This is a genomic window from Chitinophagaceae bacterium, assembly GCA_030053935.1.
In the GTDB taxonomy this organism is placed as follows: domain Bacteria; phylum Bacteroidota; class Bacteroidia; order Cytophagales; family JASGCU01; genus JASGCU01.
The window spans coordinates 63,841-71,539 of the sequence record JASGCU010000004.1; the positions used below are offsets into that span (position 1 = coordinate 63,841).

Below are 7,699 nucleotides of genomic sequence, written 5' to 3' on the forward strand. Positions count from 1 at the left end.
ATCTCTATGGATGGTTTGTCTTTGTATTTTTTTTGATAATTGCTGTCTTGAGTTTTATCTCGGATATAGGAGCAGAGGATTTTGAAGATGGATTCGGAGTAATTGGCATATTCGGAATCGGGATCTCTGGTAGATTGGGCAATATTGTTGAGGGCATAGATACCTCCGAGCCGAGATCCCATATTTTCATTCCCCAGGAGCTGTATAGCATCTTTAAATCTTTGGTCTATAGAGTTTCGGGTTTGCAACTCTATATTCTTGTTTTGTATCTCTATAATTCTTCTACTATTTTGGAATTCAAGATATCCGAAATATGATCCTAAAAACACACCTGCAGACAGAATATACGGAGCAAAAACTTTCGCTTTTTCCCATCCCGCAGTAATTTTATACTTTTTTTCTTTCTCAAATTTTGTTTGCTCCCAATTCAATTTATTTTCCTCTATTTGAATCCTCCTCTCATCTAACTCAACCTTTTTTTGTTCACAATTAGGGATTTCCTCGTTTTTTTTATTGTTTTCCATTGTGTTATGATTCATATAAAAAATATATTATGATGCGATATTATTTCTTTGCAAGATATTTCCCATTAATTTTGATATTTATTTGACGAACCTTCGCGTAATATTAAGGTTCATTCGTAATATCTCATAATTCATACTTTATAGAATCCCCATATATCTTGTGGGTATTTTTGATAATAATCTTCGGGGGATAGATTGTTTTTTGGATCAAAAGGAAGATCTAGTACTTGAAACAGCGTTTCTCTCTCTATATCAGTTAAAATGCCTGTCTTGATTTTATCTTCTTCTATTCTGCGAAGCAAGAGGGGATCTTTTATAAAAGTTTGACGGTAGAAACGTATATAATATTCGTAAATATCGGTATCATCTTGAAAAGTTTGATAACAAGTAGTCCCTTTCATACTCGTAGCATCAAATCGGGTTTGTTCATTTATCATAATATTGATGAGATATGTGGTGTCGAGATTTGCGTGTTCAAAAGTTGTGCCTATACATTTGGCATTCAGGAAAACTGCGCCTTGGCATTGGGCGTGCCAAAAACTTGCTCCTTCGCATAGAGATGCGGTAAAATTAGCTCCCTCGCAATCGGCTCTATCAAAATTTGCAGTCCTGCAATTCGTTTGATAAAAATTTGCCTTACTGCAATGGTTTTTTTTAAAATCGGCATTACTACAATTGGCTCTTTTAAAATCGGCTTTCTTGCATTTGGCGTGCTTAAAGTCGGTTTTTTTGCAAAAGGTTTCTGTAAAATTGGTATGCTCACACTTGGCTAAATAAAAATTAGCACCTTGGCAATTTGCTTTACTAAAATTAGCACTGTTGAGAGAAGCAAGTTCAAAATTAGCTCCCACTAAATAAGTACTTTGAAGGTCTGCTGTATAGTTTTTATACACTTCTCTGTGTTTTTTATCTTTAAAGAGAACATCTATTATGGACTGAATCTCTGGGGATGGTTTGTCTTTGTAATTTTTTTGATACTCTGTTTCTTGAGTTTTGCCACGGATATAGGAGCAGAGTATTTTGAAGATGGATTCGGAGTAGTAGGCGAATGGGGATTGGGAATCTTTATTATCTTGGGCAATATTGTTAAGGGTATTAATGCCTCTCATTCGTGATTCCATATTTTCATTACTTATGAGCTGCATAGCATATTGAAATTTTTTGTTTATACCTCTTTGGGTTTGCCCTTTCGATGCACGGTCTACATAAAACAATGTCCCAAACCTTTCTAAAAGGAGAAAGCACTGGGTAATGAGCTGGTTTTTTCTCCATCGGGAAGTTTTTTTATATTTTTTTTCTTTGTCAAATTTTTCTTTTTTCCACTCTAATTTCATTTCGTCTATTGTACTTTTGTTCATGGTGTTATGTTTTATTTATTATAGAATATATTATGATGTGGTACATCTCTTTATGAGATATTTCACAAGTTACAAAATTTTTTTAAGGAGTCGGAATGCTTTTTGAGATTGTATGGTTTCTCTTGCTATTTGTATGGAATCGAGGATATTTTTGGAGGGTGTGGAGAGTGAGAGAGCCAAACCTGCATTTGCTAGTACTACATTTGTTTGTTCTTTGGTAGCAGTTCCGTTGAGTATGTTCACAAAGATTTCAGCAGAGTTTTTTATATTTTTTCCTGCAATAATGTTCTGGGGATTTATGGTTTCAAAGCCGAGGTCTGAGGGTGACATAATGGATTCTCCTGTATTTGATATTATTTTACATTTTTCGGTGAGGGAAATTTCATCATATCCATCTAGGGAATGGACAATGGCGAATTTGGTTTCTGTTTTTTGAAACATATATCCGTACGTTCTTGCGAGTTCTAAGCTAAACACTCCTATCATTTGTTTTTTTGGGAATGCGGGGTTTACGAGGGGTCCAATCATATTAAAAAATGTTTTTAGTCCGAGTTCTTTTCTAATAGGGGCTACATGTTTCAGAGCGGGATGAAAAAGTGGTGCGTGGAGAAAGCAAATACCTGTTTTTTCCAGTTGTTCTTTGAGAAGAGAGGTATCATTTGTAAAGGTGTATCCGAGATATTCTAATATATTAGAAGATCCTACTGAGGAAGATACCCCTACATTTCCGTGCTTAGCAACCATCTGTCCCGAAGCAGCGGCTACTATAGCAGATATAGTAGATATATTAAAAGTGTCTTTTCCATCTCCTCCTGTGCCACAGATATCTATCAAATCATATTCTCTCACATCTAAAGAGATGCATACTTCTAATAAAGCGTCTCTAAATCCTTCTAATTCTTCAACGGTAATGCTCCTCATCATGTATATTGTTAGGAAAGAGGATATTTCACTGGAATTGTATTGTCCGTTGGTCATATGAATGAGTATTTCTTTCGCTTCTTTTCGGGAGAGGGATTCGTATTCTAATAGTTTTTTGAGTATTGTTTTCATTTGTGTTATTATATTTTTAATTCGCAATGGTACTAAAAAATCTGCGTTATCCACGTTTCAGTATTATCTTATAGAATCTGGATGACGCGGATTTTTTGTTCTGAGAGGTCCATAATAATTTATATTTTTTAATCAGCGTTAGGAAGTATCGGTTTCATGAGGGTTCCTTTGTTTTAGAAGGCTGATAGCACTGATTTAGAAGGCTGATTAAAAAAAATAAAAATAGAGTGGGTTCAATTTTTGTTTTTTTCTATTTCTACTTTCATTTCTATGGATGTATTTTCTATGGGGTATTGGAGAGAAAAAATTATACATTGGGTTTCTGTGCAGATGTATTTTTTATGTGTGTTCAGAGCATTTTTTTCTAAAAGAGAGTAGGTAGTAGCTACAATGTTTATTTTATCTGATACTTCTAAGTTATTATTTTTTCTTATGTTTTGCACTTTATTGACGAAGTCCCTTGCAATACCTTCTTGTTTGAGTTCTTCTGTGAGAGTTATATCTAATGCGATAGTGATACCTTTTTCAGATGCTACTGTCCATCCGGGTATGTCTTGTGATTGTATTTCTACATCGGAAAGTTCTATTTTTATGGGTTGGTTTTGTATATGTATTTCTATAAATCTGTTTGCTTCTAATTGTTTTTTATCTTGTTCGGAAAATAATTTTATAGTGTCGGATATTTGTTTTAAGAGTGGACCGTATTTTTTTCCGAGTATTTGGAAGTTGGGCTTTATGGTTTTTACAATAATTTTTGAGTCGTCTTCTATGTATTCTATTTTTTTTACGTTGACTTCAGACATTATGAGTTCTTCTACGAGAGAGAGTAGTTTTTTTTGTTGTGGTTTGAGTATAGGGATGAGTAATTTTGAAAGGGGTTGTCTTACTTTTATGTTATTTTTTTTACGGAGGGAGTGGACTAATGAGCATACCTGTTGGGCAAGTTCATTGCTTTGTATAAGTGTTTCATCTATAATGTGGGGTTCTGGTTTTACCAAAGAGGTAAGATGGACAGATTCGTATTGAATGGGTGTTTTATACTGGATTGCTTTTTGTCGGATATTATTGGTGAGATTTCTATAGAGCCAATCGGAGAAAAATGGGGTTACGGGAGCGGATAGTTGTGCAATGACCATCAGGCATTGGTAGAGGGTTTCGTAGGCAGATTTTTTATCAAGGGTCATTTCTCCTATCCAAAATCTTTTTCGAGAGAGCCGAACATACCAATTAGAAAGTTGGTCTATGGCAAATTCTTCTATCAAACGGCATGCGGGAGTTGCTTCGTAGTTATCATAGTGAAGGGTAGTATTTTGTATGAGTTCTTGTAGTTTTCCTAAAATCCATCTATCAAAGAGGGGGCGTTTTTCAATAGGTATCACATTCATCTCATCCATAGAAAAATTATCTATATTTGCATAGAGAGCAAAAAAAGTATAGGTATTGAAAAGGGTACCGAAGTATTTTCTTTGTACTTCTTTTACACCTTCGGTATCAAATCGGAGGTTTTCCCATGGGTGGGAGTTAGTGATGATATACCAACGGATGGCATCGATTCCTTCTGTTTCCATGAGGGTAAAAGGGTTTATAGTATTGCCTTTTCTTTTTGACATTTTTTCTCCGTTTTTATCTAACACTAATCCTGTGGAAACGACATTTTTGAAGGCGACGGCGTTCTTATTTACTTTTTCGTTTATCTTTTGGATTTGGGGGGAGGATTCTTGTAAAAGAGTGGCAATGACGTGGAGTGTAAAGAACCATCCTCGTGTTTGATCTACCCCTTCGGAAATATAATCAGCGGGATAGCTTTTTTCAAAGATATCGGCATTTTCAAAAGGATAATGCCATTGTGCTAGGGGCATAGCACCTGAGTCGAACCAAACATCTATCAAATCAGGTTCTCGGTGCATCTGTGTTCCCTTTTCGCTTACTAATATTATTTCATCTACATAAGGTCTATGAAGGTCTATTTTTTGTATGTCTATTTCTTTTTTCATAAATCCGTATTTGACTGCTTTTTGAGATTCTTTTTGGAGTTCTTCTATAGAACCAATACATTTCATTTCGGTTTTATCTTTGGTAACCCATACAGGCAGTGGAGTTCCCCAAAATCTACTTCTACTGAGATTCCAATCTACGAGGTTTTCTAACCAGTTTCCAAATCTTCCTTTTCCGGTCGCTTCGGGTTTCCAATTAATAGTATTGTTTCTTTCTACTAATTTATCTTTTAAAGCAGTTGTTTTGAGAAACCATGATTCTAATGGATAATATAATACGGGCTTATCGGTTCTCCAGCAGTGTGGGTAAGGATGGACATATTTTTCCACTAAAAATGCTTTGTTTTCTTGTTTCAAAATGATAGAAATAATAACATCTGTGGATTTATATTGGGCATCTTTTTCATTTTCTTCTAAATAGTTTTTCACGTAGAAAGAATCTTTTTGAAATACTTTATGAGTATGTATGCTCCATTTTTTTATTTTTTGTAATAAATATTCACCTACTTCATCTACAAATTTTCCTTTTTTATCAACTATTGGGGTTTCCATTCCATTTTCATCTTTTACGAATACTCCTGGTATCTTATTTTGAACCGAAACCTTATAGTCATCAGCTCCAAATGTTTTAGATATATGAACTATACCTGTTCCGTCAGCGGTAGTAACAAAATCGGCACAAATAACCGTAAAAGCAGGTTTTAATAATGGAATTATGGGAAAAAGTTGTTCGTATTCTATACCTGATAGGTCTGAACCTTTCATTTCTTCTAAAATACAATAAGGAGCATTACTTTTGTTAATGAGTGTATTGTTTTGACTTGTTATGGCATCAAGTATCTGTTTGAGTTCTTCTTTATTTTTTTGGTTTTTAGTATCAAAATAAGCAGATAATCTTTCTTTTGCTAATATGACTTTTATTTTTTTATAAGTATAGATATTGATGGTTTCTATTTTCAGGTATTGGATATCTTTTCCTACCGCCAAGGCGTTATTAGCTGGAAGTGTCCATGGAGTGGTTGTCCATGCAAGTATATATTCGTTTTCGGTATTTTTGATTTTGAATTGAGCGGTTACGGTGGTGTCTGTAATGTCTTTATACGCTCCTGGTTGGTTGAGTTCGTGGGAGCTTAGTCCTGTTCCTGCTGCTGGAGAATATGGCTGAATGGTGTATCCTTTATATAAAAGCCCTTTTTCGAAACAGCATTTGAGTATCCACCAAACAGATTCTATATATTCACTATTATAGGTAATATATGGGTTTTCTAAATCTACCCAGTATCCCATCATTTCTGTCATTTTATTCCATTCTGCTGTATATTTCATAACAGATTCTCGGCATTTTTGGTTATATGCTTCTATACTTATTTTTTTTCCAATGTCTTCTTTGGTAATATTGAGTTCTTTTTCTACCTGTAGTTCTATGGGGAGTCCGTGGGTATCCCAACCTCCTTTTCGCTTTACCTGAAACCCTTGTAATGTTTTATACCTACAAAAAATATCTTTTATAGTTCTTGCCATTACGTGATGGATACCTGGGGTGCCATTTGCAGACGGTGGTCCTTCATAAAAAGTAAATGGTGGGTTACCTTCTTTTAATTGTATAGATTTTTGAAAAATATTATTTTCTTTCCAAAACTTGAGTATTTCTTCCGCTACCTGTGAGAGTGATAAACTTTTATATTCTGTATAATTTTCCATTTTTATTAATTAAATCAGATAATTTCTTGATTATTTGTATAAAAAACAATAATAATACGTATATTTGTAGAAAAGTTATCATTATTCTTAATCAGTGCTATTTTACTCAATACTTTTCACACAATAATAAATATGAATGTATATATTACAAAAATAAATAAAAAAACACTATCAATACATACAATAAAGAGAAAAAAGTTTGTTTTTCTTTTCGCAATATTTATCATAATGGTATTTTATAATAGATGTATAGAAATGAAATTAAAGGAATACTCTACCTACCCTACTTACTCAGAGAATGACTTGGGGTTGTTGTATACTTCAGAAAGAACAGTATTAAAAGTATGGGCTCCATCAGCCAGTAAAGTATTACTACGGTTATATACCTCTTGGGATGCTGTAAATCCAAAAGAAGTAGTGGAAATGAGTAATGGAGTTGCGAATAGTTCTATTAATGGAATTTGGAGAATCAATCTCACAGGAGATTTTAAAGGATATTTTTACACCATACAAATCGTAACTATAGATGGAAAAGAACTGTTAGAAACCCCTGATATGTATGCGACAGCGGTAAGCGTTAATGGAAAAAGAGGTGCTATAATAGATATGAAAGAAACCAACCCCAATGGATGGGATAATGATGTAACACCTGTATTAGCTCATAAAAATGAAGCTATTATTTATGAATTGCATCTCCGAGATCTATCTGTATCTAAAAGTTCAGGAATAAAAAATAAAGGTAAATATTTAGGACTTACGGAAACAAATACCGTAAATTCTTACAACCAATCCACAGGGTTAGATCATATAAAAGAATTAGGGGTCACACATGTGCATCTACAACCTACATTCGATTTTTACAGCATAGATGAAACTACATTAGAAAAGAACAATTTTAATTGGGGATATGATCCTCAGAATTATAATGCCGTAGAAGGTTCTTATGCGAGTGATCCTTTTGACCCCATTACAAGGATAAAAGAATATAAACAAATGGTTCAGACACTTCATAAAAATGGAATAGGTGTTATTATGGATATGGTATATAATCATACGGGAAAAACAGAAG

At 33.9% G+C, this 7,699-nt stretch carries 5 protein-coding genes; 1 reads left to right on the forward strand and 4 read right to left on the reverse strand.

All coding sequences use genetic code 11. From position 1 onward, the window contains the following. The 4 genes from QM536_01160 to ileS all read right to left on the reverse strand — a co-directional run. On the reverse strand, positions 1–524 hold a 524-nt coding region (locus QM536_01160), incomplete at its 3' end, for a hypothetical protein (GenBank protein MDI9355621.1). Positions 525–655: 131 nt separating this feature from the next. Continuing rightward, positions 656–1,882, reverse strand: a complete 1,227-nt coding sequence (locus tag QM536_01165) for a pentapeptide repeat-containing protein (protein ID MDI9355622.1) — start codon at positions 1,880–1,882, stop codon at positions 656–658. Between the two features lie 69 nt (positions 1,883–1,951). Further along, positions 1,952–2,935 (reverse strand): anthranilate phosphoribosyltransferase, encoded by a 984-nt coding sequence (gene trpD / locus QM536_01170; GenBank protein MDI9355623.1) that lies wholly within the window; start codon positions 2,933–2,935, stop codon positions 1,952–1,954. Between the two features lie 233 nt (positions 2,936–3,168). Continuing rightward, positions 3,169–6,630 (reverse strand): isoleucine--tRNA ligase, encoded by a 3,462-nt coding sequence (gene ileS, locus QM536_01175; GenBank protein MDI9355624.1) that lies wholly within the window; start codon positions 6,628–6,630, stop codon positions 3,169–3,171. A gap of 255 nt (positions 6,631–6,885) precedes the next feature. Here ileS and QM536_01180 point away from each other — a divergent pair. Then, the coding region (locus tag QM536_01180) for an alpha-amylase family glycosyl hydrolase (GenBank protein ID MDI9355625.1) at positions 6,886–7,699 on the forward strand (814 nt) is incomplete at its 3' end.

Coding starts and splice junctions, on each gene's coding strand:
- QM536_01165 (MDI9355622.1), bottom strand. CDS start 1,882: ATGAACAAAAGTACAATAGACGAAATGAAATTAGAGTGGAAAAAAGAA.
- trpD (MDI9355623.1), bottom strand. CDS start 2,935: ATGAAAACAATACTCAAAAAACTATTAGAATACGAATCCCTCTCCCGA.
- ileS (MDI9355624.1), bottom strand. CDS start 6,630: ATGGAAAATTATACAGAATATAAAAGTTTATCACTCTCACAGGTAGCG.